This is a genomic window from Streptomyces sp. NPDC051567 (assembly GCF_044454165.1).
GTDB lineage: Bacteria > Actinomycetota > Actinomycetes > Streptomycetales > Streptomycetaceae > Streptomyces.
The window spans coordinates 41,438-65,714 of the sequence record NZ_JBITDK010000033.1; the positions used below are offsets into that span (position 1 = coordinate 41,438).

Consider the following 24,277-nt stretch of genomic DNA (forward strand, 5'->3'; position numbering starts at 1 on the left):
GTCAGGTGGGTTGTGGTGCAACACTTCAGTCTAGGCCGGTCAGACCCCCTGGCTGACCGAGCTCATGTTGAAGTCCGGGATGCGCAGCGCGGGCATCGCGGCCCGGGTGAACCAGTCGCTCCACTCGCGCGGCAGCGTCTTCTCGGTCCGGCCCGCCTCCGAGGCCCGCGAGAGCAGGTCCACCGGCGACTCGTTGAACCGGAAGTTGTTGACCTCCCCGACGACCTGCCCGTCCTCCACCAGGTAGACGCCGTCCCGGGTCAGCCCCGTGAGCAGCAGCGTCGCCGGGTCGACCTCGCGGATGTACCAGAGGCAGGTCAGCAGCAGACCCCGCTCCGTCCCCGCCACCATCTCCTCCAGCGACGCGTCGCCGCCCCCGTCCAGCAGCAGGTTCCCGAAGGCCGGGGCGACCGGCAGCCCGGTCAGGGCGGCGCTGTGCCGGGTGGTGGTCAGCCGGGCCAGCTCGCCGTCCTTGATCCACTCGGTCGCCGGGACCGGCAGGCCGTTGTCGAAGACCGAGGCGTCGTCGCCGGAACTGCGCGCGATCACGAACGGCGCCGACTCCAGGCCCGGGGCGTACGGGTCGCTGCGCAGGGTCAGCGGCAGACCGGACAGCTTCTCGCCGATCCGGGTGGAGCCGCCGGGCTTGGAGAAGACCGTCCGGCCCTCCACCGCGTCCCGGGCCGCCGCCGACCACATCTGGTAGATCAGCAGGTCGGCCACGGCCGTCGGCGGGAGCAGCGTCTCGTACCGGCCGGCGGGCAGCTCGATCTTCCGCTCCGCCCAGCCCAGCCGGACGGCCAGCTCCGCGTCGAGCACGGTCGGGTCCACGTCCGTGAAGTCCCGGGTGGAGCGCCCGGCCCAGGCCGAACGCGAACGGCCATCGGCAGTCGCAGAGGACTTGGCGTTGAGCTCCAGGGTGCCCGTGGGCTGGTCGTGGCGGAGCCGCAGCCCCGTCGAGGTGCCCACGTACGTGGAGACCAGCTCGTGGTTGGCGAAGCCGTACAGTTCCCGGCCGCCCGCGCGGGCGCGGGCGAAGGCCTCGCCGAGGGCCGGGGCGAACTCCGCGAAGACGGCCGAGGAGGTCTCGGCCGGGGCCTCGGTGAAACCGGGGGCGGCCGGGGTCCCGGTGACCAGCGGCTGGGCGTCCTCGGCCGGTCCCGCCGCGCGCGCGGCGGCCTCGGCGGCCCTGACCAGCGGCTCCAGGTCGGCGGCGGTGACGGCGGAGCGGGACACGACCCCCGAGGCCGTGCCCTGGGCGCCGTCGACCGTGGCGATGACGGTGAGGGTCCGGCCGCGGGTGACCCCGTTGGTGGTGAGCGAGTTGCCCGCCCAGCGCAGGTTGGCGCTGGACTCCTCGTCGGCGATGACGACGCAGCCGTCCGCGGTGGACAGCTCCAGCGCCCGTTCGACGATCTCGTGCGGCCTGGTGCCGCGCTTGCCCGAAAGCGTGCTCATCGCCCGGCCTCCTGCGTGGTGTTCAGAATGTTGACGTCACGGAAGAGCGCGGACGGGCAGCCGTGCGAGACCGCCGCGACCTGCCCCGGCTGGGCCTTGCCGCAGTTGAAGGCGCCGCCCAGGACATAGGTCTGCGGCCCGCCGAGCTTCTCCATCGAACCCCAGAACTCGGTGGTCGTCGCCTGGTACGCGACGTCGCGCAGCTGCCCGGCCAGCCGGCCGTTCTCGATCCGGAAGAACCGCTGCCCGGTGAACTGGAAGTTGTAGCGCTGCATGTCGATCGACCAGGAGCGGTCACCGACCACGTAGATCCCGCGCTCCACCCCGCCGATCAGCTCCTCGGTGGAGAGCCCGTCCGGGTCCGGCCGGAGCGACACGTTCGCCATCCGCTGGACCGGGACGTGCCCGGGGGAGTCCGCGTAGGCGCAGCCGTTGGAGCGCCCGAGGCCGGTCAGCTTCGCGATCCGGCGGTCCAGCTGGTAGCCGGCCAGGACACCGTCCTTGACCAGGTCCCAGCTCTGCGCCTCGACGCCCTCGTCGTCGAAGCCGATGGTGGCCAGCCCGTGCTCCGCGGTGCGGTCGCCCGTCACGTTCATGATCGGGGAGCCGTACGCGAGGGTGCCCAGCTGGTCGAAGGTGGCGAAGGAGGTCCCCGCGTACGCCGCCTCGTACCCCAGCGCCCGGTCCAGCTCGGTGGCGTGGCCGATGGACTCGTGGATGGTGAGCCACAGGTTGGACGGGTCCACGACCAGGTCGTAACGCCCGGCCTCGACACTCGGCGCGCGCATCTTCTCGGCGAGCAGCCCGGGGATGCGCTCCAGCTCGTCGTCCCAGTCCCAGCCGGTGCCGGTCAGGTACTCCCAGCCGCGCCCGGCGGGCGGGGCGAGGGTGCGCATCGAGTCGAACTCGCCGGTGGTGGTGTTCACGGCGACGGCGGTGAGCTGCGGGTGGACGCGCACCCGCTGCTGGGTGGTGGAGGTGCCCGAGGTGTCGGCGTAGAACTTGTTCTCGTGCACGGCGAGCAGCGAGGCGTCCGCGTGGGCCACCCCGTCGGCCGCCAGCAGCCGGGCGCTCCAGTCGGCGAGCAGCGCGGCCTTCTCGGCGTCCGGCACCTCGAAGGGGTTCACGTCGTAGGCGGAGATCCAGGTCCGGTCGGCGTGCACCGGCTCGTCGGCCAGCTCCACGCGCTCACCGGAACCGGCGGCCTTGATCACCTGGGCCGACAGCTTGGCCATCGCCACGGCCTGCGAGGCGACCTTCGCGGCGCCGTCCATGGTCAGGTCCACCCCGGAGGCGAACCCCCAGCTGCCCCCGTGCACCACGCGGACCGCGTACCCGAGGTCGGTGGTGTCGGAGCTGCCCGCGGGCTTGGCGTCCCGCAGCCGCCAGGCGGCACTGCGGACGCGCTCCAGCCGGAAGTCGGCATGGTCGGCGCCCAGCGCGCGGGCCCGGGCGAGCGCCGCGTCGGCGAGCGCCCGCAAGGGCAGCGCGGTGAAGGCCGCGTCGATGGAATGGGGCACGGGAGTCCTCCCGGAGTCGGGACCGGTCGCCCCGATCATGTCGTGACCAGGGCCTGTGTGACTACATCTTTCTGTAGGGACTCGACAGAGCCGGTACCGAGGCCCTGTCGGGGACCGATTCTCCGTACAAGGGGTACGACCTATAGGTTTTTGGTATTCAGACCGCTAGCGAAAGGGTGATCCGTTGAGCCGCTCGGTTCTCGTCACCGGAGGAAACCGGGGCATCGGCCTCGCCATCGCCCGTGCCTTCGCGGAGGCCGGAGACAAGGTCGCGATCACGTACCGCTCGGGCGAGCCGCCGGAGGCGCTCACCTCCCTGGGCGTCCTGGCGGTCCGCTGCGACATCACCGACTCCGGCCAGGTGGAGCAGGCGTACAAGGAGATCGAGGACGCGCACGGCGCGGTCGAGGTGCTGGTGGCCAACGCCGGCATCACCAAGGACACGCTGCTGATGCGGATGTCCGAGGAGGACTTCGCCTCGGTCGTCGACACCAACCTCACCGGCACCTTCCGGGTGGTCAAGCGCGCGAACCGCGGCATGCTCCGTGCCAAGAAGGGCCGCGTCGTCCTGATCTCCTCGGTCGTCGCACTGCTCGGCTCGGCGGGACAGGCCAACTACGCCGCCTCCAAGGCGGCCCTGGTCGGGTTCGCCCGTTCGCTCGCCCGTGAGCTGGGCTCCCGCAACATCACCTTCAACGTGGTCGCCCCCGGTTTCGTGGACACCGACATGACGAAGGTGCTCACCGACGAGCAGCGCGCGGGCATCGTGGGCCAGGTGCCGCTCGGCCGTTACGCGCAGCCCGAGGAGATCGCGGCAGCCGTGCGTTTCCTGGCGTCCGACGACGCCGCGTACATCACCGGAGCCGTCATTCCCGTTGACGGCGGATTGGGCATGGGTCACTGATCACCATGAGTGGAATTCTCGACGGCAAGCGCGTCCTCATCACGGGGGTGCTGATGGAGTCGTCCATCGCCTTCCACACCGCCCGGCTGGCGCAGGAGCAGGGCGCCGAGGTCATCCTCACGGCGTTCCCGCGGCCGACGCTGACGGAGCGCATCGCCCGCAAGCTGCCCAAGCCCGCCAAGGTGATCGAGCTCGACGTCACCAACGACGAGCACCTCGCCCGGCTGGAGGGACTGGTCCGGGCGGAGCTCGGCGGCCTCGACGGAGTCGTCCACTCCATCGGTTTCGCCCCGCAGGACGCCCTCGGCGGCAACTTCCTGAACACCCCGTTCGAGTCGGTCGCCACCGCGATGCACGTCTCGGCGTTCTCGCTGAAGTCGCTGACCATGGCCTGCAAGCCGCTCTTCCCGGAGGAGGGCGCGGCGGTCGTCGGCCTCACCTTCGACGCGCAGTACGCCTGGCCGCAGTACGACTGGATGGGCCCGGCCAAGGCCGCGCTGGAGGCCACCAGCCGCTACCTCGCCCGCGACCTGGGCAAGGAGAAGATCCGCTGCAACCTGGTCTCGGCCGGCCCGATCGGCTCCATGGCCGCGAAGTCCATCCCGGGCTTCTCCGAGCTGGCGGACGTCTGGAACCACCGCGCTCCGATGGAGTGGGACATGAGCGACCCGGAGCCGACGGGCCGGGGCGTCGTGGCCCTGCTGTCGGACTGGTTCCCGAAGACCACCGGCGAGATCGTCCACGTGGACGGCGGCCTGCACGCGATGGGTGCCTGACCGGGCCCGTCCTTCCTCTTCCCTCCGTACGGCGGGGGGGGGGGGGGGGGGGGGGGGGGGGGGGCGGGGGGGGGGCGGCGCGGGGGGGGGGCGGGGCGGGGCGGGGGGGGGCGGGGCCGGCGGGGGCGCCGCCGCCCCGGCGGGGCGCCCCCCCCCCCGCGCGCCGCCGCCCCCCCCCCCCCCCCCCCCCCCCCCCCCCCCGCCGCCGCGCCCCCCCGCCCCCCCCCCCCCCCCCCCCCCCCCCGCCGTTCTCCGGTGGGCCGGTCCTCGTACGGGGCCGGTGCCGGGCCGGGGTCAGGGCCGGGGGTCTGCCGTCCGGCCGGAGTCTCCCGAGTCGAAAACCTGAACATATGCCTGCAAACTGGCCGGGCCGGGATCTTCCCGGTTCCTGCGGGGAGGAGGTACGGGAGTGCGCGCGAGGCGGAGCCGGGCGGTATCGCTACTGGTCGCCGCAGTGGCCCTGACCGCGATCCTGGCCCCGGGAGGCCTCGCGGGACACCTGGCCGGGGAGCACCTGGCCGGGGAACGCCCGACCGGGGGCCCCGGAGCCGCGGCCCCGGCTCCTGCTGCGGGCCGGGCCGACACGGGCGGAGCAGGCCCGGGCCGGGCCGACGGCGGCCTGGCCGAACCGCCCGCCGAACTTCCCGCCGAGCCGCCCGTACAGCCCCGCCCGCCCACCGGAGCGCAACTCTTCGGCGCCGACTGCGACACCGAGATCGACGGCTCGCAGGTGACCGCGCACTGCCACAACGGCTACCCGCGGACCGACCTGCTGCGGCTGCACGTGGAGTGCGACCGCTGGTGGGACGTGGACGTGGACGGCGCCGCCGTGGCGCTCGACCCGGCCGGGCGGACCGAACTCGTCGGCCGCTGCTGGAAAGAGGTCCGCTCGGCCTGGGTCAGTCACCGGCGCCCGTGAGCGACCGCCGGGCCTCGCCCCGGGCCGGACAGGCGAACGGATGACCCGCCGCCTCCGACGCGGCCGCGTCCCCGTCACCGCGCCGGACCGCCTCGACCAGCCGGGCGTGGTCGGGGAGGGAGGCGGGGTCGAGCTCGGTGCCCACGTCGGTCCGCAGCCAGTCGGCCATCAGATCGCCGAGGTCCGCGTACAGCCCGATCAGCACGTCGTTGTGGGAGGCCGCCACCACCGCCATGTGCAGGGCCACGTCCGCCGCCACGAACAGCTCCGCGTCCCCGCTCGCCCACGCCTGCTCGCGCCGTGCCAGCAACACGTCCAGCTGGACGAGGTCCCGCGCGCCGCGCCGCTCCGCCGCCAGCCGGGCCGCCGAGGACTCCAGGGTCGAACGCAGCTCCGCGACGTGCCGGGGATCGGCCCCGGCGAAGCGGCGGTGCATCACCCCGGCGAGTTCGCTGGTGGCGAGGACGTACGTCCCCGAACCCTGGCGGATGTCGAGGAGGCCGTTGTGCGCGAGGGCCCGGACGGCCTCCCGCACGGTGTTGCGGGCGACGCCGAGCAGCTCCACCAGCTCCGGTTCGGTGGGGATGCGGGAGCCGACCGGCCATTCACCGGAGGTGATCTGGTTCCGCAGCTGGGCGATCACCTGGTCGACGAGCGCGGAGCGCCGTGGCGAGGTCAGCGGCATGGGTTCCTCTTCGGGGACGACGGGACGGAAGGAAGGGGCGGGGTCCGGCGCCGTGACCGGACGCGGGGCCGGAGAGGGCGACTGGACAACCAATCATCCCATGATTCTATGATGGTTCAATGTCCGACGAAGAAATCCAGACCATGAACCGCCCGAAGGTCGTGCGCGGCGCCACCGCCGCTCCCCTTCCTCCCTCCGCCCACGTCGCCCCCACGTGGCTCGGCCCGGTGCTCATCGTCGGAATCGTGCTGGCCGCCCTCAACCTGCGGCCCGCCATCACCAGCCTCGGCGCCGTCTTCGAGGAGACCCGTACCGGCCTCGGCATGAGCGGCACCGTCGCCGGACTGATCACCTCCGTCCCCGCCCTCTGCTTCGCCGTCTTCGGCGTCACCGCGCCCCGGCTCTCCCGCCGCTTCGGCCCGGCCGCCGTCGTCTGCGCCGGGATGGCCGCCATCGCGGCCGGCCTGCTGATCCGCCCGTTCGCGACCGGCGCCGCCGCCTTCCTCGCCGCCAGCGCCCTCTGCCTGGCCGGCATAGCCCTGACCAACGTCCTCCTCCCGGTGATCGTCAAGCGCTGGTTCCCGGACCGGGTCGGGACCATGACCGGCCTCTACTCGATGGCCCTGGCCGCCGGCACCTCGCTCGCCGCCGCCGTGACCGTCCCCCTCACCTCCGCCCTCGGCGGCACCTGGCGCACCGGCCTGCTGATCTGGGCCGTGCTCGCGGCAGCCGCCGTACTGCCCTGGCTGCCCATCGCCCGCGCCTCCCGCCGCACCGAACGGGCCGCCGCGGAATCCGCCGCGCAATCCACCGCGGGCTCCGGCCCGGGGACGGCCGTCCGGGCGGACACCGGCCCGAAGGTCTTCCGCAGCCGCACCGCCTGGGCCCTGGCCTGCTACTTCGGCCTCCAGGCCACCGGCGCCTACGTCGCCATGGGGTGGCTCCCGCAGATCTTCCGCGACGCCGGGGTCTCCGCCTCCACCGCCGGAGTCCTGCTCGCCGTCACGATGGTCATGGGCGTCCCCCTCGCCTTCGTCATCCCGGGCCTGGCCGGCCGGATGAGGAACCAGGGCCCGATCGCCGTCACCCTCGGCCTCTTCGGCCTCGTCGGATACGCCGGGCTCTACCTGGCCCCCGTCGCCGGAGCCTGGGTCTGGGCGCTCCTGCTCGGCATCTCCAACTGCGCCTTCCCGCTGGTCATCACCCTGATCGGGCTGCGCGCCAAGTCCCCGGCCGGAGTCGTCAAGCTCTCCGCCTTCGCCCAGAGCACCGGCTACCTCATCTCCCTCCCCGGCCCGCTCCTCATCGGCGCCCTCTACCAGCACAGCGGCGGCTGGGACATCCCCCTCGCGGTGATGGCCGCACTGCTCGTCCCGCAGATCGCCCTGGGCGTCCTGGCCGGCCGGGACCGCACGATCGAGGACGAATGCGGCATGCGAGACTGAACGGCATGTCGCCCGTACTTGAACCCAACCCGCAGGACGGCCGCAAGAAGCTCGGCCTCGTCTTCGGCGCAATGATCCTCGTGACCGTGGTCATCGCCGTCATCGCCACCATCATCTCCCCGTGACGACAGGCCCCTCCAAGGGCCGGTAGGGCTACCCCCACCGACCCTTAGGGGGTCAGGCTCAGGGGGAAGTGGGGTGCGCCCCGGATGGGAGCGGCTGCCTCGAATCCATAGATTCGACGGAGCGAACCCCGCCCCACCCGCACCCACGGAGGCGGCCATGTCGGCCCCCACGCACACCCGGTCCCTCCCCTTCGCCCGACGGACCGTCCTCCCCGCCCGACGGGCCCTCGCCTCCGCGCCGCCCGCAGCCGCCCTCCCCCGGCCCCGCCCGTCCGCCTCCCGGACCGCGACCGGCGCCGACACCCGGCTGCCCTGGTGGGCGCTGGCCCTGCCCGCGCTCGCCTTCGGGCTCCTCCTGCTCCTCCTCGCCGGTTCCGGCGAGGCCCGCGCCGCCACCGGGGACGGCCCCACGCTGCTCCAGGTCACCACCCAGGTCCTGCGCGTCGTCGGCTGACGTCCCCGGCGCGCCCCGCACGCCCCCGCGCCCCGCACGCCCCCGCTCCACGTGGCGAGCCCCCAACACCCTGCGCCCCATGGCTCATTTCATGCGAAGCTGGGAGCCATGAGCGCCGACACATCCCGCAGGATCGTCCTCCTCCGGCACGCCAAGGCCGACTGGCCCGAGGTGTCCGACCACGACCGTCCGCTGGCGGAGCGGGGCCGCAAGGACGCACCGGCCGCCGGTCTGAAGCTCGCCGAGACCGGCATCGTCTTCGACCTGGCCCTCTGCTCCACCGCCACCCGCACCCGCGAGACCTGGAAGCTCGCCGTCCAGGAACTGCCGTACCGGCCGCGGACCGTGTACGAGGAGCGGCTGTACGAGGCTTCGCCGGGCGAGCTCGTCGCCCTGCTGAACGAGACGTCCGACGAGGTCGCCGACCTCCTGGTCATCGGCCACAACCCCGGCACGCACGCCCTCGCCGACCTCCTCTCCGGCCGTGCGGAGGGCGACGGCCTCGCCCGGATGAACCGTTCCGGCTTCCCGACCGCGGCGCTCGCCGTCGTCTCCTTCACCGGCTCCTGGAAGTCCCTGGAACCCGGGGTGGGCACCCTGCTCGACTTCTGGACCCCGAAGGACCACTGACCGCGACAGGGGGCGCACCCCCACGGACGGACGTACCGCACACGGACGGACGCACCCCCGGGGTGACGCACGCACGACGGGCCCCGGCAGCCGCGAAGGCCGCCGGGGCCCGTCGGCCCCGTTCCCGTCCTGCGTCCCGCGTTCCTGCGGCACCGTACGGTTCAGGCCAGGCCGGCGGCCTCGACCTCTTCCCGGGTGATCCCGAGCAGGTACAGCACCGCGTCCAGGAACGGCACGTTCACCGCGGTGTGCGCGGCCTCGCGCACGACCGGCTTCGCGTTGAAGGCCACGCCCAGCCCGGCCGCGTTCAGCATGTCCAGGTCGTTCGCGCCGTCGCCGATGGCCACCGTCTGGGACAGCGGTACGCCGGCCTCCGCGGCGAAGCGGCGCAGCAGCCGGGCCTTGCCCGCCCGGTCGACGATCTCGCCGGTGACCCGGCCGGTCAGCTTCCCGTCGACGATCTCCAGGGTGTTGGCGGAGGCGAAGTCCAGCCCCAGCCGCTCCTGGAGGTCGTCCGTCACCTGGGTGAACCCGCCGGAGACCACGCCGACCTGGTAGCCGAGCTGCTTGAGGGTGCGGATCAGGGTCCGGGCGCCCGGGGTGAGCCGTACCTCGGAGCGGACCTTGTCCACGACGGAGGCGTCCAGGCCCGCCAGCAGCGCCACCCGGGCGTGCAGCGACTGCTCGAAGTCCAGCTCGCCGCGCATGGCCCGCTCGGTGACCTCGGCCACCTCGGCCTCGCAGCCCGCGTGCGCCGCGAACAGCTCGATGACCTCGTCCTGGATCATGGTCGAGTCCACGTCCATGACGACCAGGCGCTGCGCCCGGCGGTGCAGCCCGGCCGAGACCACGGCCACGTCCACCCCGATGTGCGAGGCGGCGGTGGCCAGGACGGTGCGGAGCCGCTCGGTCGCGGTGCCGGAGACGGCGAACTCCACCGCCGTCACCGGGTACTTGGCGAGCCGGAAGATCCGGTCGATGTTGCCGCCGGTCGCGGTGATCCGGGCGGCGACGGCGGCCGTGGCCTCGGCCGTGAGCGGGTGCCCGAGCACGGTGACATGGGAACGGCCACTGCCGCGCGGCCGGTTGTCGCCGGTGCCGGAGAGGATCTCGGCCTGCAACTTGAGCGACTCGGCCCAGCTGTGGACGGTGGCCCGCAGCCCGCCCTCGGCGCCGTTGCCGGGCTGGGTGACGAGGGCGCACAGGACGATGCGGCCACGGGTGACGAGCTGCTCGATGTCGATGACGTCGACGGAGTAGGCGGCGAGGGTGTCGAACAGCCCGGCGGTGATCCCGGGACGGTCCTTGCCGAAGATCTTGACGAGGAGGGTGGGGACGTCGGAGGTCTGCGAAGCGCTCATGGTGGACTCACCGTATCTCCCCGTTCCCCACGGGTGGACCCCCGTCCCACCCTGCGGTCGCCCGCCGCCGTCCCGGCCCGCCGGGAAGGTCCGCGCCACCGGCCCGCCGCCGCACCGGCCCGGGGCGGACCGGGCGGCGAGGCCCGGATTCAGCGGGTGGGCGCGAGCCTGAAATAGTTCCCCCCGGATGTTCGCCATTCCTGGAACTCCCTGCTCGCGGGGGGATTCCCGGGGGACCGTAAGTGGGGCTGCAGTGCCGGAAGTCGTACTGGAAGTGAACGGAAGGACCTGGACGCTCGATCCGTCCAGGTCGTACGTGCTGGGGCGTGATCCCCAGGGGGACGTGGTGCTGGAGGACGCCCGGGTCTCGTGGCGGCACGCCACGCTCGCCTGGACCGGGCAGGGCTGGGAGATCGAGGACCACGGCAGCACCAACGGCACCTACGCGCAGGGCGCCCGGGTCCAGCGGGCCGCCTTCGCGCCCGGCACACCGGTCCGGCTGGGCAACGCCACGGACGGCCCGCGACTCGACGCCGTCGCCCCGCCGTACGAGCCCGCCGCGCACCAGCCGTACGCACACCAGCCCCAGCAGGGCTGGCAGCAGCCCGCGCAGGCACCGCAGCAGTACCCGTACCAGCAGGAGCACCACGAGCCCCAGTCGTACACCGAGCCCCACCAGTACACCCAGCCCCAGTCGCAGCAGCAGTACCAGGTCCCGCACCAGGCTCAGCAGCAGGTACCGCAGCAGGTCCAGGCCCAGCAGCAGGCCCATGCCCATGCCCAGGCGCAGACCCAGCTCCGGGCGCAGGTCCCGTACCAGCCGTCGCAGCCACAGCCGCAGCCGCACGCGTACCCGCAGGTCGCCGCGCCCGGCCCGGCGCCCGGCGAGGCCGGTGCCGACCGCACCCCGACCACGTTCCACCTGCTCGCGCTGGGCCACGTCATGCGGATCGGCCGTGCGCTGGAGAACGAGCTGGTCGTCTCCGACCTCCAGGTCTCCCGCCACCACGCCGAGTTCCGCTCGATGCCCGGCGGCCGGTTCGAGATCCACGACCTCGGCAGCCACAACGGCACCTACGTCAACGGCCAGCCGCTGTCCAAGTCCACCGCCGCGCTGCTCGGCCCGGACGACGTCGTCGGCGTCGGCCGCTCCACCTTCCGGATCGTCGGCGACCGGCTGGAGGAGTTCGTCGACACCGGCGCGGTCTCCTTCTCGGCCCGCCACCTCACGGTCACCGTCGACGGCGGCAAGCAGATCCTGCGGGACGTCACCTTCGGCGTCCCGGAGAAGTCCCTGATCGGGGTCATCGGCCCGTCCGGCTCGGGCAAGTCGACCCTGCTCAAGGCGCTGACCGGCTACCGTCCCGCCGACGAGGGCGAGGTCCTCTACGACAACCGCGACCTGTACAAGCAGTTCGCGGAGCTGCGCCGGCGCATCGGCCTGGTCCCGCAGGACGACATCCTGCACAAGGAGCTGTCCGTCCGCACGGCCCTGACGTACGCGGCCAAGCTCCGCTTCCCCGGCGACACCGCCGGGTCCGAGCGCGCCGCCCGCATCGACGAGGTGCTGCGCGAGCTCAAGCTCGACCTCCACGAGAACAAGAAGATCGCCTCGCTCTCGGGCGGCCAGCGCAAGCGCGTCTCGGTCGCCCTGGAGCTGCTCACCAAGCCGTCGCTGATCTTCCTGGACGAGCCGACCTCCGGCCTCGACCCGGGCATGGACCGCGATGTCATGCAGCTGCTGCGCGCCCTCGCCGACGACGGCCGCACGGTCCTGGTCGTCACCCACTCCGTCGCCGAGCTGGCCCTCTGCGACAAGCTGCTCGTCATGGCCCCGGGCGGCTCGGTCGCGTACTTCGGCCCGCCGGACGAGGCGCTGAACTTCTTCGGCTACACCACCTGGGCCGATGTCTTCTCCGCCTTCGAGAACTACCGGGAGTACGACTGGGCCGGCCGCTGGAAGGGCTCGCAGCACTACCAGCTCCACGCCGCCGACCTCGACGCGGTGGCCCCCCAGCCGGTCTCCGCCCCCGCCGCGCAGGTGCGCCCGCCCGAGCCGCAGGGCTGGGGCGCACAGCTCGGGACGCTGATCCGCCGCTATGTGTCGGTGATCGCCTCCGACAAGGGTTTCATCGGCCTGATGGTGATCCTCCCGGCGGTCCTGGGCGTGGTCTCCACCCTCGTCCCCGCGCCCTTCGGCCTCGCGGCCCCGACCCCGCCGAACCCGTTCAACGGCACCGCCGGCACGATCATGCTGATCCTCACCGTCGGCATGTGTCTCTCGGGCGCGGCGAACTCCGTCCGCGAGCTGATCAAGGAACGCGTGATCTACGAGCGTGAGCGCGCCACCGGGCTCTCCCGGTCGGCCTACCTCATGTCGAAGGTGATCGTCCTCGGCGCCGTCACGGCCGTCCAGGGCCTGATCATCTGCGGGATCGGCTTCTTCCCGCGCGAGCTGCCCGAGCAGGGCCTGCTGCTGCCGCCGGCCGTCGAGCTCTGCCTGTCGGTGATCGCGCTCGGCTTCACCTCGATGATGTTCGGCCTGGTGATCTCCTCGCTGGTGCGGACCTCCGAGAAGACCATGCCGCTGCTGGTCATGTTCGCGATCGTCCAGATCGTCTTCACCGGCGTCCTCTTCCAGGTGTACGACTCGCCGGGCCTGGAGCAGTTCGCCTGGCTGATGCCGGCCCGCTGGGCCGTCGCCGCCACCGGCACCACGCTGGACCTCGCCGCGCTGATGCCGCCGTGGGACCGCGACGCCCCCTCGAACACCGACCCGCTCTGGGAGGCCACCGCCGGCCAGTGGGGACTGAACGTCACCGTCCTGCTGCTGCTCGGCGTCGCCTGCGGCTTCGTGGTCTCCCGCCTGCTGCGCCGCCACGAGCCCGAGGTCATGCGCAAGTAGGACGGCGTACGGCGTACGGCGTACGGACGGCGCAGGTCCCCGCGTACGGGCCCGCCCGTGCGCGGGGGACGCGCGAAACGCCTCAGGGCGGCCACCCGGGACTCCGGGGGCCGCCCTGAGGCGCATGGGGGGTGTGGGGCGTCAGTGTGGCCTAGTAGGCGCTGTTGACGTTGTCGATCGAGCCGTAACGGTCGGCGGCGTAGTTGGCCGCGGCGACGATGTTGGCGACCGGGTGGTACTGGTCCTTGGGCGTGCCGGGCACGTGGTAGGCCAGGAAGGTCGGGCGGATGACCTGGAGCAGACCGATCGAGGGCACGCCGTTCTTGGCGTTGATGTCCCAGTTGTTGATCGCCCGCGGGTTGCCGCTGGACTCGCGCATGATGTTCTTGTACAGCCCGTGGTAGCTGCCCGGGATGCTCTTCTGCTTCATGATCGACAGCGACTCCTTGATCCATCCGTCAAGGTTGTTCGCGTAGACCGGCTTGCGGGCGGCCGCGCGGCTGGCGGCCTCCTTCACCTCGCGGCTCTTCAGCGCGGCGGCCTCGGCCGTGGCCTTCGCCTGCTTGTCCGCGACGACGTGCTGGGCGGTGAGGTGCTGCTGAACCGTCTTGGACTGCGCGCCGTCGACGGCCTGGGTCCAGGCCACGGGGGCCATGGCGACCGTCTCGGCCTCACCGGCGCCGGCCGGGACGAGGGAGAAGGCGAGCGCGGCGGCACCGAGGGTGGCGACACCTGCGACGGACAGCTTGTGTGCCTTCGTCAGACGACTGTGACCGGGGGTACGGGAAGCAGACATGGCGGGGGCAACCTCTTCGACGGGGACACCCCGGACGGCGTCTGGGGGAGCGGGAGCCGCAGGGGAGCGCCACGGTGATCGGTGATCTGCGGTGCTGTGCGACGAGAGCAATTCTTAGCGGTGGCAAAAACCCCTGGCAAAGGTGTGACGTACGATCCCGCTTAGTGGATCAAGCCCCCCCGCCGTCCCCGGTTCTGAGGCATCCGCTTTACTCGCGCCCGTCCTGACGGCGCCTTTATCCGTCCACTAAGGAACTTCGTAAGTGATCTGGGTCCTATGCCCGGGCTCACATCGGGCACGTAACGTTGTGGCCATACGTTGCACTCGTGATGCACAGCGTGACGCTCTCCGCCCTGAGGAGGAGAACCCGCCCCCGGACCCCCTCCCTCCGCCCTACGCCGTACGGCCCCGGAGGTAGGACCCGGGTCCGATCCCCGGCACGGGAGCCGCCAGTACGGTGAGGCCATGCACAACGGACCCCGCAGTGGGCTGGCCGCCGTGAGCACCGCGCTGCTGGCCATGAGCCGCCGGCTGGAGGTCCACGACGTCCTGCGCACGATCGTCGCCTCCGCCCGCGAGCTCCTGGACGCCGAGTACGCCGCCCTGGGCGTCCCGGACGACCACGGCGGCTTCGCCCAGTTCGTCGTGGACGGCATCAGCGAGGAACAGTGGCGCCGCATCGGCCCGCTCCCGCGCCAGCACGGCATCCTCGCCGCGATGCTCCACCGGGACGGCCCCGAGCGCCTGGCCGACGTGCGCGAGGACCCGCGCTTCGGGGGCTGGCCCCCCGCCCACCCCGAGATGTCCGACTTCCTCGGCATGCCCGTCAGGGACGGCGAGGAGACCCTCGGCGCCCTCTTCCTGGCCAACAAGCGCGGCCCGCGCCCCACAGCCGGCGGCGGCTTCACCGAGGAGGACGAGGAACTGCTCGGCCTCCTCGCCCAGCACGCGGCGATCGCCCTCACCAACGCCCGGCTCTACGAGCGCAGCCGCGAGCTGACCATCGCCGAGGAACGCTCCCGCCTCGCCCACGAGCTGCACGACGCCGTCAGCCAGAAGCTCTTCTCGCTGCGCCTCACCGCCCAGGCCGCCGCCGCCCTCGTCGACCGCGACCCGGCCCGCGCCAAGGAAGAGCTCCAGCAGGTCGCCGCCCTGGCCGCCGAGGCCGCCGACGAACTGCGCGCCGCCGTCACCGAGCTCCGCCCGGCCGCTCTGGAGGAGGACGGCCTCGTCGCCACCCTGCGCACCCAGGTCCACGTCCTCGACCGCGCCCACACCGCGCACGTCACCTTCACCTGCGACGGCGTACGGGCCCTCCCCGCGGCACAGGAGGAGGCGCTGCTCCGGGTCGCCCAGGAGGCCCTCCACAACGCCCTGCGCCACTCGGGCGCCGACCGCGTCACGGTCACCCTGGCCAGGACGGCCGACGGCGGGACCGTCCTCAAGGTCGCCGACTCGGGCAGCGGCTTCGACCCCGGTACGGTCCGCAACGCGGGCCGCCACCTGGGCCTGGTCTCCATGCGGGCCCGCGCGGGCGGCGCGGGCGGCCGGCTCACCGTGCACTCGGAGCCCGGCAGGGGCACCACGATCGAGATGGAGATCCCCGGTGGCTGACACCGCTGTCCCCCCTGTTGTCCCCGTTGCCCCCTCCGCCCGCTCCAGCCCCTCCATCAGGGTCCTGCTGGTCGACGACCACCAGGTGGTCCGGCGGGGCCTGCGCACCTTCCTGGAGATCCAGGACGACATCGAGGTGGTCGGCGAGGCCGCCGACGGAGCCGAGGGCATCGCCCGCGCCGAGGAGCTGCGGCCCGACGTGATCCTGATGGACATCAAGATGCCGGGCACCGACGGCATCGAGGCGCTGCGCAGACTGCGCGCGCTGGAGAACCCGGCCCGGGTGCTGATCGTCACCAGCTTCACCGAGCAGCGCACCGTGGTCCCCGCCCTGCGGGCCGGCGCGGCCGGGTACGTCTACAAGGACATCGACCCCGAGGCCCTGGCCGGAGCCATCCGCTCCGTCCACGCGGGCCACGTCCTCCTCCAGCCGGAGGTGGCGCTCGCCCTCCTCTCCGAGGACGACCGGGGCCCGTCGCCCGGCCGGGGCGGCTCGCTCACCGACCGGGAACGGGAAGTCCTCTGCCACATCGCGGACGGCCGTTCGAACCGGGAGATCGCCCGCGCGCTCGTCCTGTCCGAGAAGACGGTCAAGACCCACGTCTCGAACATCCTGATGAAGCTCGACCTCGCGGACCGGACCCAGGCGGCGTTGTGGGCGGTCAGGCACGGAATCGCGGACTGACGGGGCCGCGCGAGCCACCGCGAAGACCCCCCCTCACAAAACCCCCAGAGCCCCCCCGAGATCCCACGGAACACGGTCATGGGATGGTCGGAGATTCATACGGTCGGGTGTATGTACCCCACATGGCGTAACCCCGGGCGGGCCCGGACGTTCTCCAGGACATGCCGCGACGGCTGGTCGCGACAGACGTACTGGAGGAAGAGAACGTGAAGAACATCAAGAGGGCCGCCGCCGCCACCATGATCGCGGGTGGCCTCCTCGCCGCCGGCGCCGGTGTCTCCTCGGCGTACGGCGGTGCGACGGCGGCGGGCGAGGCCCTGAACTCGCCCGGCGTGGCCTCCGGGAACCTGCTCCAGGTCCCCGTCCACGTCCCCGTGAACGCCGTGGGCAACACCGTCAACGTCATCGGCCTGCTCAACGGCGCCTGGGGCAACACGGGCGTCAACCACTGACCCCCACCCCGCACCGCGGCCCCGCTCCTCCCCCGTCTCCCGGGCGGGGCGGGGCCGTCCCCGTTCCCGCCCCGGGCACGGCCACCCGCCCCGGCCCCGCCGGACCCGCTACCGCTCCCGTTCCTCCACCGCCGCGTTGTACGCCGCCACCAGCGCCCGCCGCGCCACCCGCTCCACCGGCCGCAGCGCCTCGGCCCGCGCCGCCATCTCCGACGCGGCCACCGCCCCGCCGTGCCCGTTCCCGTACGCCAGCGACACCATCAGGTCCACCCGCTGCGCCAGCGCCAGCACCCGCGCCGCCCGCGGCGGATACCCCGGGGCCAGCGCCTCCCGCCCGGCGTCCGCCCGCGCCCGGTACGCCGACAGCGCCGCCGCGGCCACCGGCCCCGACCCCGCCACGTCCAGCCGGGTCAGCACCACCGTCGCCTCGCGCAGCGCCTCCGCCAGCTCCCGCTCCGCCTCACCGAGCGACGGCACGTCCGCCGGCGGCGCCTCCCGCACCGGCAGGCAGTGCCAGACCACCTCCACGTGCACGTCCCCGGCCGGCCCGGCCTCACGGACCTCCGGCACCAGCCCCAGCGCCGCCCCCACCGCGACGACCGCCTCCCCGGCCTCCAGCGCCCGCGCGTTGAACTCCGGCGGACCGCTCAGCCCCAGCGGATGCCCCGGCGCCGGCAGGGCCACCCGCAGCCCGGTCACCCCCAGCGCCCGCATCCGCCCCAGCGCCAGCGTGAGACCCACCGGACCCGGTTCCCCCGGCAGCCCCGCCACCCGGTGCACGGCGTCCTCGCCCACGATCGACAGCGCGGCCTCGTCGGGCGAGACCAGACCGGCCAGCAGAGCGTTCCCCCAGGCGGCCAGCCGCCCTGAACGCGGTTCGAAAAGCATCCCCCAACTCTACGGACCCGGCCCCGGACCCGGACCCCTCTCCCAGTGGCGTAGGTTTTGCCTGGGGCTGCGCCTGCCGGCGCACAGAGAACCGTGACTGCAAGGGGTGACAACACGCTCATGAGCGATGTTCTGGAGCTGGTGGACGTATCCGTGGTCCGCGAGGGCCGGGCGCTGGTGGACCAGGTCTCCTGGTCGGTCAAGGAGGGGGAGCGCTGGGTGATCCTCGGCCCCAACGGCGCCGGCAAGACCACGCTGCTGAACCTCGCCTCCAGCTACCTCTTCCCCACCAAGGGCACGGCCACCATCCTCGGCAGCACCCTCGGCAAGGTGGACGTCTTCGAGCTGCGCCCCCGCATCGGCATCGCCGGTATCGCGATGGCCGACAAGCTCCCGAAGGGGCAGACCGTCCTGCAGACCGTCCTCACCGCCGCCTACGGCATGACGGCGACCTGGCGGGAGGAGTACGAGGAGATCGACGAGCAGCGTGCCCGCGCCTTCCTCGACCGCCTCGGCATGACGGACTACCTCGACCGGAAGTTCGGCACCCTCTCCGAGGGCGAGCGCAAGCGCACCCTGATCGCCCGCGCCCTGATGACCGACCCCGAGCTGCTCCTCCTCGACGAGCCCGCCGCCGGACTGGACCTCGGCGGCCGGGAGGACCTCGTACGCCGCCTCGGACGCCTGGCCCGCGACCCGTTCGCGCCCTCCATGGTCATGGTCACCCACCACGTCGAGGAGATCGCCCCCGGCTTCACCCACGTCCTGATGATCCGGCAGGGCAAGGTCGTCACCGCGGGCCCGATCGAGCTCGAACTGACCTCCCGCAACCTCTCGCTCTGCTTCGGCCTCCCCCTGGTCGTCGAGCGCAACGCGCACGACCGCTGGAGCGCCCAGGGCCTCCCGCTGCGGTAGCGCGGGAGGGGGCCGCCGCGAACCGGCCCGCCCCCCCTCGCACCCTGTCCCGACCGTGCCCGCCGACCTACCATGACCATGTGGACATCGACGCATGGGTGTGGTGGCTCGTCGGCGCGGTCGGACTGGGCATCCCCCTGGTCCTGACGGCACTGCCGGAGTTCGGCATGTTCGCCGTCGGGGCGGTCGCCGCCGCCGTGACGGCAGCCCTCGGCGGGGGAGTGGTGGCCCAGGTCCTGGTCTTCGTGATCGTGTCGGTCGCGCTGGTCGCCGTCGTCCGGCCGATCGCCAACCGCCACCGCGACCAGCGGCCCCGGCACCGCACCGGCATCGACGCCCTCAAGGGCAGAACCGCCGTCGTGCTCGAACGCGTCGACGGCGACGGCGGCCGGATCAAGCTCGCCGGCGAGATCTGGTCCGCCCGCGCCCTCGACGCGCACACCAGCTTCGAACCCGGACAGTCCGTCGACGTCGTGGAGATCGACGGGGCGACCGCCGTGGTCATGTGACAAACCAGCCGACCCGCGGCCCGCGGGTCTGCGAGACTCCGCTCAACGGGGCAGCACAGACAGCCGGAAGGGCACGGGGAACCGCATGCAACCGATCATCATCGTCCTGATCATTCTGGTGATTCTGGTCTTCATCGCACTGGTCAAGACCATCCAGGTGATCCCGCAGGCCAGCGCGGCCATCGTCGAACGCTTCGGCCGCTACACCCGCACCCTCAACGCGGGCCTCAACATCGTCGTCCCGTTCATCGACTCGATCCGCAACCGGATCGACCTCCGCGAACAGGTCGTCCCCTTCCCGCCGCAGCCGGTCATCACCCAGGACAACCTGGTCGTCAACATCGACACCGTCATCTATTACCAGGTGACCGACGCCCGCGCCGCGACGTACGAGGTGGCCAGCTACATCCAGGCCATCGAGCAGCTCACCGTCACCACCCTGCGCAACATCATCGGCGGCATGGACCTGGAACGGACCCTCACCTCCCGCGAGGAGATCAACGCCGCCCTGCGCGGAGTCCTCGACGAGGCCACCGGCAAGTGGGGCATCCGCGTCAACCGCGTCGAGCTCAAGGCCATCGAGCCGCCGACCTCCATCCAGGACTCGATGGAGAAGCAGATGCGCGCCGACCGCGACAAGCGCGCCGCGATCCTCCAGGCCGAGGGCGTCCGCCAGTCCGAGATCCTGCGCGCCGAGGGCGAGAAGCAGTCCTCCATCCTGCGCGCCGAGGGCGACGCCAAGGCCGCCGCCCTGCGCGCCGAGGGCGAGGCCCAGGCCATCCGTACGGTCTTCGAGTCCATCCACGCCGGCGACGCCGACCAGAAGCTCCTCGCCTACCAGTACCTCCAGATGCTCCCGAAGCTCGCGGAGGGCGACGCCAACAAGCTCTGGATCGTGCCCAGCGAGATCGGCGACGCCCTCAAGGGCCTCTCCGGAGCCATGGGCAACTTCGGCCCCATGGGCGCCGCCTCGGGATTCAACCCGCAGGGCTCCGGCAAGGACACCGGCAACGACGCCCCGGGCGGCGACAAACTGGACAAGAGCGGACCGGACCGCCGCGAACAGCCCTCCATCGACTGACCCCCGTCGAACGACCCCACCGGCCGACCTCTGCCGACCGCCCCCGGACCCCCTGCGCCCGACCGCCCGTCCCCTCCTGCATGATCAGTGAGGCCCCTCGACCTTCATGGCGGGGAGGCGACTCACTCACGCAAAGGGGACGGCCCGGTCCATGGCTGCACTCTCGATGTCCGTCTGGGAATCACTCGCGGTCCTCGCCGCCGGTATCGGCGCGGGCACCATCAACACCATCGTCGGCTCCGGGACCCTGATCACCTTCCCGGTCCTGCTGGCCACCGGCCTGCCACCGGTCACCGCCAACGTCTCCAACACCCTCGGCCTCGTACCCGGTTCCCTCAGCGGAGCCATCGGCTACCGCAAGGAACTCCGGGGCCAGCGCGCCCGCGTCCTGAGGCTCGGCGCCGTCTCCCTCGTCGGAGGACTCGCGGGCGCCGTCCTGCTGGTCACCCTGCCGTCCGACTCCTTCGACACGATCGTGCCCGTCCTCATCGCCCTCGCCCTCGTGCTCGTCGTCCTCCAGCCCCGGCTCGCCAAGGCCCTGCGCCGCCGCCAGGAAGCCGCCGGAGACACCGGCCACCCCGACGGCGGCCCCGCCCTGCTCACCGGAATGCTGCTCTCCAGCGCCTACGGGGGCTACTTCGGCGCCGCCCAGGGCGTGCTCTACCTCGGCCTGATGGGGCTGCTGCTCCACGAGGACCTGCAACGGGTCAACGCGGTCAAGAACGTCGTCGCCGTCCTGGTGAACAGCGTCGCGGCCCTCTTCTTCCTCTTCGTCGCCGAATTCGACTGGACGGCCGTCGTCCTCATCGCCCTCGGCTCCACCCTCGGCGGCCAGATCGGCGCCAAGGTCGGCCGCCGCCTCCCGCCGACCGCCCTGCGCGCGGTGATCGTCGTGGTCGGCGCCCTCGCGATCGTCCAACTACTGCTCCGCTGAACGACGTAGCCGTCCTACGCCGCCCGGCGGAGAGCAGTACCCGCGTCCCGGACCGCGTCCCGGACTTCCTACGAGGCCGAGCGCTCCAGCCACTCCGGCAGCGCCTCCCGGCCGGCACCCCCCAGGGCCAGCAGCATGGCGTCCGCCGGGGACGGCACGAACGGCTTCCGGAGGAGCGGCATCCCCGCCTCCTCCGGAGTCCGGGCCGCCTTGCGGTGGTTGTCCTCGGCACAGGAGGCCACCGTGTTCAGCCAGGTGTCCCCGCCCCCCTGAGCCCGCGGCAGTACGTGGTCCACGGTCGTCGCGCGCCTCCCGCAGTACGCGCACCGGTGCTGGTCCCGGACCAGCACCCCCCTCCGCGACCAGGGAGCATGTCTTCGGAAGGGCACCCGGACATACCGGCAGAGCCTGATCACCCGGGGCATCGGAAGATCCACACTGGCCGCTCGCACCCGCAGCTCGGGATGCGACTGCTCGACGACGGCCTTGTCCTGGAGCACCAGGACCACCGCCCGGTTCAACGTCACCGTCGACAGCGGCTCGAAGCTCGCATTCAGCACCAGCGTGTCCCGCATCTCGCCCACCTCCCGTGTGCAGGCCCGCGACCACCCCGGCAGCAGGGCCCGCGACCACTCTGGCCGCGCGCGCCACGCGGGACAACGCAATAAAAATGCCCGGTCCTGGCCGTCTTTAGACCAGGACCGGGCAAACACACGGCGAAGGATCAGGCCGCGGGCGCCTCGTACTCGGCGATCAGCTGAGCCCGCCCGAGGGTGTGGAACCGCAGAGTGAACCCGACGACGGCCGGGGACGCCCCGTCACCGGGACCGAGCCTCTCCTGATCCACCGCGTACACGGTGAACACGTACCGGTGCCGCTCCCCGGCCGGCGGAGCCGCCCCGCCGAAGTCCTTCGTGCCGTAGTCGTTGCGCACGTGCACGGCCCCGGCCGGCAGCCCCTCGAACGCCCCGCTCCCCGCCCCGGCCGGCAGTTCGGTGACCGAGGCCGGCAGGTCGAACAGCACCCAGTGCCAGAACCCGCTGCCCGTCGGCGCGTCCGGGTCGAAGCACGTCACGGCGAAACTCTTCGTCCCCTCCGGGAACCCCTCCCACCGCAGCTGCGGCGAGATGTTCCCGCCCGCCAGCACCTGGGCTTCCCCCAGATCCGCACCCGGCGCGAGATCCGCGCCGGTCACGGTGAAGGCGTCCACCCCGGGATGGAAGTCGTGCGGAAGCGGCGCCCTGCTCTGCTCGGTCACTGCCGTCCCTCCTCGTCGTTCACCTGTCCCGCTGTACGTGCCCGCACCGGCTCCGCCCGGCCCCCGGGAGGTCAGAACCAGTTGCGCTGGGAACCGACGGAGGCGATCCACTGGTTCAGGTACGCCGCCCAGTCGGTCTCCTGGTACGACTGCAGCCCCACCTGGAAGCAGCGGTAGGTGTCACTGCCCTCGCTGAACAGGCCCGGCTTCTTGTCCATCTCCAGGACGACGTCCATCTCCCGTCCGTCGGAGACGAAGGTCAGCTCCACCTGGTTCAGACCCCGGTACTGCGACGGCGGCAGGAACTCGATCTCCTGGTAGAAGGGGAGCGTCTGCCGCGTCCCGCGGATGTGCCCGCGCTCCATGTCCGCACTGCGGAAACGGAAGCCGAGCTGCGCGAACGCGTCGAGGATCGCCTGCTGCGCCGGCACCGGATGCACGTTGATCGCGTCGAGGTCGCCCGCGTCCACCGCCCGCGCGATCTCCAGCTCGGTGCTCACCCCGATGTTCATCCCGTGCAGGTGCTGGCCCCCGACATGGGTGACGGGCGTCTCCCAGGGGATCTCCAGCCCGAACGGCACCACGTGCAGTGCGCCCGCCTCGATCTGGAAGGCATCGCCGAGGCGCTGCGTGGTGAAGACGATGTCCTGCTTGTGCTCCTGCTCGCCGCCCTCCACCTCGACCCGCGCCTGCAGCCCCACGGACAGCCCCTCGATCCGCTGCTCCACGGACCCGCCCTGGATACGGACCTCGCCCTGGACGATCCCGCCCGGCACCACGTTCGGCTCGGTGATGACCGTGTCCACCGAAGCACCACCGGCACCCAGGCTCGCGAACAGCTTCCTGAACCCCATGCTCTGATCTCTCCTCGAACGCGTTTGGCTACTACCCCTTGTCAACGCCGAACCCTAGGGTCCGGTTCCAGGGGTGCGCGTCCACCACCCTCGACTACCCTCGACCGGATGAGCGCGCGCCCCGACCGTACGCCCCTGCCCCGCTCCTTCTACGACCGTCCGGTCCTCACCGTGGCCCCGGACCTCCTGGGCCGCGTCCTGGTCCGCCGTACCCCGGACGGCCCCCTCGAACTGCGCATCACCGAGGTCGAGGCGTACGCGGGCGAGACCGACCCGGGCTCCCACGCCTACCGGGGCCGTACCGCACGCAACGCGTCGATGTTCGGTCCGCCCGGACACGCGTACGTCTACTTCATCTACGGCATGTGGTTCAGCCTCAACCTGGTGTGCGGCCCGCCGGGCCACGCGAGCGGCGTCCTCCTGCGCGCGGGCGAGGTCACGATGGGCGCCGGCCTCGCGGCCGGACGCCGGCCCTCCGCCAGGACCCCCGGGGAGCTGGCCAGCGGCCCGGCCCGCCTGGCCACCGCCCTGGACGTGGACCGCTCCCTCGACGGCACCGACCTCTGCGCGGGCCCCGGTTCCCCCCTGTCCCTCCTCACGGGCACCCCCGTCCCGCCCGCCCTGGTGAGCAGCGGCCCCCGCACCGGAGTGGGCGGCGCGGGCGCCCTCCACCCCTACCGCTACTGGATCACCCACGACCCGACGGTGAGCCCGTACCGCGCCCACGCACCACGCCGCCGCTCAACTTGACTCGCCCCTGACGGAGGCCTAACGTAGCCCGAGCCGCTTGAACGGGGCACTGCTGTCAGCAGACTCCGGAGCGGCCAACCCACTACCTACGACTTACCCCTGGCGGGGAAGATTTCGGCGCGCCCGAATTCTGAACCGGTGGCCCGATTATGAGCCGCAAGGGATGAGCGCTAATGTGGTGGAGCGCCGAAAGGCACAGGCCCTCCGAAGGCCATCGGAATTCGAATCCGCTTGACTGCTTTCTCTTCTGGAAGCGGACACGGAAAAGGATCTGATAGAGTCGGACTCGCCGGAAAGGGAAAGCGCGGAAGTGCTGGATCTGGAAAGCGCCGGGGAAGTCGGACACGAAAGAGTCTGAT

General features: G+C 72.3%; 25 protein-coding genes. 16 read left to right on the forward strand and 9 right to left on the reverse strand.

Going from position 1 to position 24,277, the window contains the following annotated elements; translation table 11 throughout:
- Positions 1-39: 39 nt before the first annotated feature.
- Positions 40-1,458 (reverse strand): metallopeptidase TldD-related protein, encoded by a 1,419-nt coding sequence (locus ACIA5F_RS27140; protein ID WP_399357344.1) that lies wholly within the window; start codon positions 1,456-1,458, stop codon positions 40-42.
- A complete protein-coding gene (locus ACIA5F_RS27145) occupies positions 1,455-3,017 on the reverse strand; it encodes a TldD/PmbA family protein (protein WP_399357346.1) in 1,563 nt (520 codons plus the stop codon). The genes ACIA5F_RS27140 and ACIA5F_RS27145 overlap by 4 nt, the downstream gene beginning before the upstream one ends.
- A 145-nt stretch (positions 3,018-3,162) precedes the next feature.
- Here ACIA5F_RS27145 and fabG point away from each other — a divergent pair, with 145 nt between their 5' ends.
- The 3 genes from fabG to ACIA5F_RS27160 all read left to right on the forward strand — a co-directional run bounded on the left by fabG (position 3,163) and on the right by ACIA5F_RS27160 (position 5,577).
- Positions 3,163-3,882: a 3-oxoacyl-[acyl-carrier-protein] reductase gene (gene fabG / locus ACIA5F_RS27150; RefSeq protein WP_399357348.1), complete on the forward strand. Its 720-nt coding sequence runs from the start codon at positions 3,163-3,165 to the stop codon at positions 3,880-3,882.
- A 5-nt stretch (positions 3,883-3,887) separates the two neighbouring features.
- Complete coding sequence (fabI, locus tag ACIA5F_RS27155; protein ID WP_399357350.1) at positions 3,888-4,658, forward strand: enoyl-ACP reductase FabI; 771 nt, start codon at positions 3,888-3,890, stop codon at positions 4,656-4,658.
- Between the two features lie 409 nt (positions 4,659-5,067).
- A complete protein-coding gene (locus tag ACIA5F_RS27160) occupies positions 5,068-5,577 on the forward strand; it encodes a hypothetical protein (protein ID WP_399357352.1) in 510 nt (169 codons plus the stop codon).
- On the opposite strand, the gene ACIA5F_RS27165 is transcribed toward ACIA5F_RS27160, so the two are convergent.
- Positions 5,558-6,262, reverse strand: a complete 705-nt coding sequence (locus tag ACIA5F_RS27165; protein ID WP_399357354.1) for a FadR/GntR family transcriptional regulator — start codon at positions 6,260-6,262, stop codon at positions 5,558-5,560. The genes ACIA5F_RS27160 and ACIA5F_RS27165 overlap by 20 nt on opposite strands.
- A 119-nt stretch (positions 6,263-6,381) precedes the next feature.
- On the opposite strand from ACIA5F_RS27165, the gene ACIA5F_RS27170 reads away from it, so the two are divergent.
- The 4 genes from ACIA5F_RS27170 (at position 6,382) to ACIA5F_RS27185 (ending at position 8,916) form a co-directional block, all read left to right on the forward strand.
- Positions 6,382-7,707, forward strand: coding sequence for a CynX/NimT family MFS transporter (locus ACIA5F_RS27170; protein ID WP_399357356.1), 1,326 nt, complete (start codon positions 6,382-6,384; stop codon positions 7,705-7,707).
- 5 nt (positions 7,708-7,712) lie between these two features.
- Positions 7,713-7,832: an SGM_5486 family transporter-associated protein gene (locus tag ACIA5F_RS27175; protein WP_399357358.1), complete on the forward strand. Its 120-nt coding sequence runs from the start codon at positions 7,713-7,715 to the stop codon at positions 7,830-7,832.
- A gap of 157 nt (positions 7,833-7,989) precedes the next feature.
- Entirely contained in the window at positions 7,990-8,286 is a 297-nt protein-coding gene (locus ACIA5F_RS27180) for a hypothetical protein (protein WP_399357360.1), read from the forward strand.
- A 108-nt stretch (positions 8,287-8,394) separates the two neighbouring features.
- Positions 8,395-8,916 carry a SixA phosphatase family protein gene (locus ACIA5F_RS27185; RefSeq protein WP_399357362.1) on the forward strand — a complete coding sequence of 174 codons (522 nt, stop codon included), beginning with the start codon at positions 8,395-8,397 and terminating at the stop codon, positions 8,914-8,916.
- Between the two features lie 161 nt (positions 8,917-9,077).
- Here ACIA5F_RS27185 and serB read toward each other — a convergent pair whose 3' ends face one another.
- Entirely contained in the window at positions 9,078-10,277 is a 1,200-nt protein-coding gene (serB, locus tag ACIA5F_RS27190; RefSeq protein ID WP_399357364.1) for a phosphoserine phosphatase SerB, read from the reverse strand.
- Between the two features lie 253 nt (positions 10,278-10,530).
- Here serB and ACIA5F_RS27195 point away from each other — a divergent pair, with 253 nt between their 5' ends.
- Positions 10,531-13,182, forward strand: coding sequence for an FHA domain-containing protein (locus ACIA5F_RS27195; protein WP_399357367.1), 2,652 nt, complete (start codon positions 10,531-10,533; stop codon positions 13,180-13,182).
- A 151-nt stretch (positions 13,183-13,333) separates the two neighbouring features.
- On the opposite strand, the gene ACIA5F_RS27200 is transcribed toward ACIA5F_RS27195, so the two are convergent.
- The gene (locus ACIA5F_RS27200) at positions 13,334-13,978 is read right to left on the reverse strand and encodes a transglycosylase SLT domain-containing protein (RefSeq protein ID WP_399357369.1); all 645 of its coding nucleotides are present in this window, start codon (positions 13,976-13,978) and stop codon (positions 13,334-13,336) included.
- A gap of 465 nt (positions 13,979-14,443) precedes the next feature.
- On the opposite strand from ACIA5F_RS27200, the gene ACIA5F_RS27205 reads away from it, so the two are divergent.
- The 3 genes from ACIA5F_RS27205 to ACIA5F_RS27215 all read left to right on the forward strand — a co-directional run bounded on the left by ACIA5F_RS27205 (position 14,444) and on the right by ACIA5F_RS27215 (position 16,729).
- Positions 14,444-15,592: a GAF domain-containing sensor histidine kinase gene (locus tag ACIA5F_RS27205; protein WP_399357371.1), complete on the forward strand. Its 1,149-nt coding sequence runs from the start codon at positions 14,444-14,446 to the stop codon at positions 15,590-15,592.
- 55 nt (positions 15,593-15,647) lie between these two features.
- Positions 15,648-16,277: a response regulator gene (locus tag ACIA5F_RS27210; protein ID WP_399357402.1), complete on the forward strand. Its 630-nt coding sequence runs from the start codon at positions 15,648-15,650 to the stop codon at positions 16,275-16,277.
- 206 nt (positions 16,278-16,483) lie between these two features.
- Positions 16,484-16,729 carry a chaplin gene (locus ACIA5F_RS27215; protein ID WP_399357404.1) on the forward strand — a complete coding sequence of 82 codons (246 nt, stop codon included), beginning with the start codon at positions 16,484-16,486 and terminating at the stop codon, positions 16,727-16,729.
- Positions 16,730-16,837: 108 nt separating this feature from the next.
- On the opposite strand, the gene ACIA5F_RS27220 is transcribed toward ACIA5F_RS27215, so the two are convergent.
- On the reverse strand, positions 16,838-17,617 hold the full coding sequence (locus ACIA5F_RS27220) for a hypothetical protein (RefSeq protein ID WP_399357373.1): 780 nt from the start codon (positions 17,615-17,617) through the stop codon (positions 16,838-16,840).
- Positions 17,618-17,737: 120 nt separating this feature from the next.
- Between ACIA5F_RS27220 and ACIA5F_RS27225 the strand changes: the two genes are divergently transcribed.
- The 4 genes from ACIA5F_RS27225 to ACIA5F_RS27240 all read left to right on the forward strand — a co-directional run bounded on the left by ACIA5F_RS27225 (position 17,738) and on the right by ACIA5F_RS27240 (position 21,056).
- Positions 17,738-18,532 carry an ABC transporter ATP-binding protein gene (locus ACIA5F_RS27225; protein WP_399357375.1) on the forward strand — a complete coding sequence of 265 codons (795 nt, stop codon included), beginning with the start codon at positions 17,738-17,740 and terminating at the stop codon, positions 18,530-18,532.
- An 80-nt stretch (positions 18,533-18,612) separates the two neighbouring features.
- Positions 18,613-19,041, forward strand: coding sequence for an NfeD family protein (locus ACIA5F_RS27230; RefSeq protein ID WP_399357377.1), 429 nt, complete (start codon positions 18,613-18,615; stop codon positions 19,039-19,041).
- Positions 19,042-19,126: 85 nt separating this feature from the next.
- Positions 19,127-20,122: an SPFH domain-containing protein gene (locus ACIA5F_RS27235; RefSeq protein WP_399357379.1), complete on the forward strand. Its 996-nt coding sequence runs from the start codon at positions 19,127-19,129 to the stop codon at positions 20,120-20,122.
- A gap of 166 nt (positions 20,123-20,288) precedes the next feature.
- Positions 20,289-21,056, forward strand: coding sequence for a sulfite exporter TauE/SafE family protein (locus tag ACIA5F_RS27240; RefSeq protein WP_399357406.1), 768 nt, complete (start codon positions 20,289-20,291; stop codon positions 21,054-21,056).
- Positions 21,057-21,124: 68 nt separating this feature from the next.
- Here the strand turns inward: ACIA5F_RS27240 and ACIA5F_RS27245 are convergent, their stop codons facing one another.
- The 3 genes from ACIA5F_RS27245 to ACIA5F_RS27255 form a co-directional block, all read right to left on the reverse strand.
- A complete protein-coding gene (locus ACIA5F_RS27245) occupies positions 21,125-21,631 on the reverse strand; it encodes an HNH endonuclease (protein ID WP_399357381.1) in 507 nt (168 codons plus the stop codon).
- A gap of 149 nt (positions 21,632-21,780) precedes the next feature.
- Positions 21,781-22,314: a YbhB/YbcL family Raf kinase inhibitor-like protein gene (locus ACIA5F_RS27250; protein ID WP_399357383.1), complete on the reverse strand. Its 534-nt coding sequence runs from the start codon at positions 22,312-22,314 to the stop codon at positions 21,781-21,783.
- A gap of 71 nt (positions 22,315-22,385) precedes the next feature.
- Positions 22,386-23,168, reverse strand: coding sequence for a sporulation protein (locus ACIA5F_RS27255; protein ID WP_399357385.1), 783 nt, complete (start codon positions 23,166-23,168; stop codon positions 22,386-22,388).
- A 108-nt stretch (positions 23,169-23,276) separates the two neighbouring features.
- Here ACIA5F_RS27255 and ACIA5F_RS27260 point away from each other — a divergent pair, with 108 nt between their 5' ends.
- A complete protein-coding gene (locus ACIA5F_RS27260) occupies positions 23,277-23,918 on the forward strand; it encodes a DNA-3-methyladenine glycosylase (RefSeq protein ID WP_399357387.1) in 642 nt (213 codons plus the stop codon).
- The last annotated feature ends 359 nt before the right edge of the window (positions 23,919-24,277 follow it).